The organism is Mesorhizobium sp. M1A.F.Ca.IN.020.06.1.1 (assembly GCF_004023265.1).
Taxonomy (GTDB): Bacteria; Pseudomonadota; Alphaproteobacteria; order Rhizobiales; family Rhizobiaceae; genus Mesorhizobium.
This window is the reverse complement of sequence record NZ_RZSR01000885.1, coordinates 1-2,508: the sequence shown is the minus strand read 5'-3', so window position 1 is coordinate 2,508 and position 2,508 is coordinate 1. Positions and strand designations below refer to the sequence as shown.

The 2,508-nt window shown below is 63.5% G+C and carries 2 protein-coding genes and 1 pseudogene; 2 read left to right on the top strand and 1 reads right to left on the bottom strand.

Annotation, left to right across the window (positions count from 1 at the left end; genetic code table 11):
- Positions 1-860 (top strand): annotated as a pseudogene (locus EOA60_RS28510) (Dyp-type peroxidase domain-containing protein); the annotation flags it as partial.
- 16 nt (positions 861-876) lie between these two features.
- Here EOA60_RS28510 and EOA60_RS28505 read toward each other — a convergent pair.
- Positions 877-1,563 carry a Crp/Fnr family transcriptional regulator gene (locus tag EOA60_RS28505; RefSeq protein WP_128312270.1) on the bottom strand — a complete coding sequence of 229 codons (687 nt, stop codon included), beginning with the start codon at positions 1,561-1,563 and terminating at the stop codon, positions 877-879.
- Between the two features lie 654 nt (positions 1,564-2,217).
- On the opposite strand from EOA60_RS28505, the gene EOA60_RS37825 reads away from it, so the two are divergent.
- Positions 2,218-2,388, top strand: coding sequence for a hypothetical protein (locus EOA60_RS37825; protein WP_164746760.1), 171 nt, complete (start codon positions 2,218-2,220; stop codon positions 2,386-2,388).
- Positions 2,389-2,508: the final 120 nt, after the last annotated feature.

The window sequence follows — 2,508 nt, the reverse complement described above, 5'->3', positions numbered from 1 at the left end:
CCAGCAAGGGTGCCGCGCCGATGCACCTGGTCGCGCCGGGCGAGTTCCTGTTCGGCTATCGCGACGAGCATGGGTTCTATCCAGCCTCGCCCTCCGTGCGGGCGGCGCAGGATCGGACAGGCATCCTGTCCCAAGTGCGGCGCAACCGGCAGATCCCCGGTCAGCCCCCGCCGCCGCGCGATTTCGGCCGCAACGGCTCGTTCCTGGTCGTGCGCCAGTTCGAGCAGCATGTCGAGTTGTTCGATGACTACTGCAAGCATGCCGCCGCGCGGGCTGCGCGCGAGACCGGCGACAACGCCATCACGCCGCGCTGGGTCGCGGCCAAGATGCTCGGCCGCTGGCAGGACGGCAGTTCGCTGGTGCGCAACCCCGATGGCCGCCCGGGTCGTGGCGTCGACAACGACTTCGGGCTCGGCGCCGAGGACCCGCAGGGGCATCGCTGTCCGCTCGGCTCCCACATACGCCGTTCCAATCCGCGCGACTCGCTTGGCGAGGATCGCGAGACGCAGATCAGGATCGGCAAGCGCCACCGCATCCTGCGCGTCGGCCGCACCTATGAGAAGAAGGACCGCAGCGGGAAGGTCGAGAAGGGGCTTCTCTTCATGTGCCTCAACGCCGACATCGAACGCCAATACGAGTTCATTCAGCAGACGTGGGTCTCGTCGAGCTCGTTCCAAGGCCTTGTCGGCGAAAAGGATCCGACGATCGGCGCGCGCGACGGCGGCGGCCGGTTCTCGATTCCGTCCTGGGAAAAGGTGACAGTGCTCAGGGACATGCCGCAATTCGTCACCACGAAAGGCGGCGGCTACTTCTTCATGCCGAGCCGGTCCGCGCTGCGCTACCTGATTTCGCGGCTCTGATTCGGGTCAGAATCGTTCAGTCGTCGTCCTGCGAAGCGGCGATGTGGTTCAGCGCGGCGGCATTGGTGATGCGCAGCCCGCCGCGTTTGATGTCGATCATGTGCCGGGTGCGCCAGTCGTTGAGCGTCGTGTTGACCGACTCGCGCGTCGCGCCGAGGAATTCGCCGAGTTCCGATTGCGAAATCGGGATCCAGCCGGCGGGGTCGGCCATGACGCCGCTGAGGAACACCAGCCGTTTCGCCAGCCGGGCCTCGATGCCGAAGAAAGCCTGGTCGCCGAGTTCGCCGCTGACCCAGCGCAGCCGCGTGCACAGCAGCTCGATCATGGCGCGCGCTAGCGGTGGATTTTTTTCAATGCGATCAAAGAGTTGCGTGCGACTGAGAGAAACCAGCTCGCATGCGGTGAGGCAAATGGCGGTTGCCGTGCGCGGGCGTCCGTCGAGCGCGCCGATCTCGCCGATCAGGCTGCGCGACAGCTCGATATTGGCCACCAGCTTCTGCCCGCCCGGTGAATAGAGCGAAATCTCGACCGTGCCGCTCATCACGCCGTAGATGCGGTCGGATGCGTCCTCCTGGACGAACAGGTGCTGACCGGCGGCATAACGTTCGACCTTGCAGCCGCCGAACAGCAGATCGAACTGGCGCGGATCGATCCGCGCCAGACGCGGCAGGGTGCTCCTGTCGTCTGCGCTGGCTGTGGACATGATGCGGTTCCGCCTCTCGTTGAGCGGAAATTGTATGACAAGTGCATGCTCGATCAAGGCCTGTCTCCTTTCGTGCGATTGCGGCAACACACGACGGCCTTTGTAGATCGGGCGCCAGTCGTGCGCTGCCGGCACTCAAATTGGCCGGCAACTGTCCCTTGCAGCGGGAAACCGGAGCGCGCTGGCGGACGCGAACCGAACTACGAAACGCCGTTCGCGCGCGTGGCGGGAGGCGACCGACGCGCGCGAACAGCAAATCTGAAAATGGCTAGGTGATCGAAACTCCCTGCCGAGCTTTCAGGCCGGAGGCCGTTGGAGCCCATGCATTGAAGCAGAAGCCAGTACCACAGGTGCAATATCTGTGCGCGATGCCTCCGCGGCGTATGTGAAGGCGATCACAGAACCGTCGCCATTGTCCAGCAGCGGCTTGCCGCCGCCCTGCATGGACCAGGCCGACGACCCCGATCGAACTCAGCGCCTTCGAATGCAATGTCGGCAACAAGGGCAGCGGCCCGGCTGTCGACACCGCCCGCAGCAGGCACCACACTGCGGCAGTGCTTCAAAAGGCAATTGCGGAAAATCGAAAACCGATCTATGGAGCACGCGGCTGATTGAGGGCGGCTATCCATCCTATTTGCATAGGTTCGCTGCCCCATGCCCGATAACTTCTCGCGTGTAATCGCATTTCTTGCCGTGGTTATGGCTCTGCTGTTTGCCGGGCTGCATTTCCATCAGGGCAACATCATAGCCACGCTCTACTTCATGACCGGCGCCATTCTGGTGACGGGAGTAACGCATTTGAATGTGCGCCGAGGCCTGATCTAAGCGGCCTCCCGGACGCGAGCTGTCCCGCTGCACGAAATTGAAGAGGTTCATCGCGGCCGGATCATCCAACTTTCAGGAAGTTGGATGGTGGGCGATGCAGGGATTGAACCTGCGACCCCA

What these genes read in the sequence shown, in the direction of transcription:
- EOA60_RS37825 (WP_164746760.1), top strand. Translation starts at nt 2,218, where the DNA reads ATGCCCGATAACTTCTCGCGTGTAATCGCATTTCTTGCCGTGGTTATG.
- EOA60_RS28505 (WP_128312270.1), bottom strand. Translation starts at nt 1,563, where the DNA reads ATGTCCACAGCCAGCGCAGACGACAGGAGCACCCTGCCGCGTCTGGCG.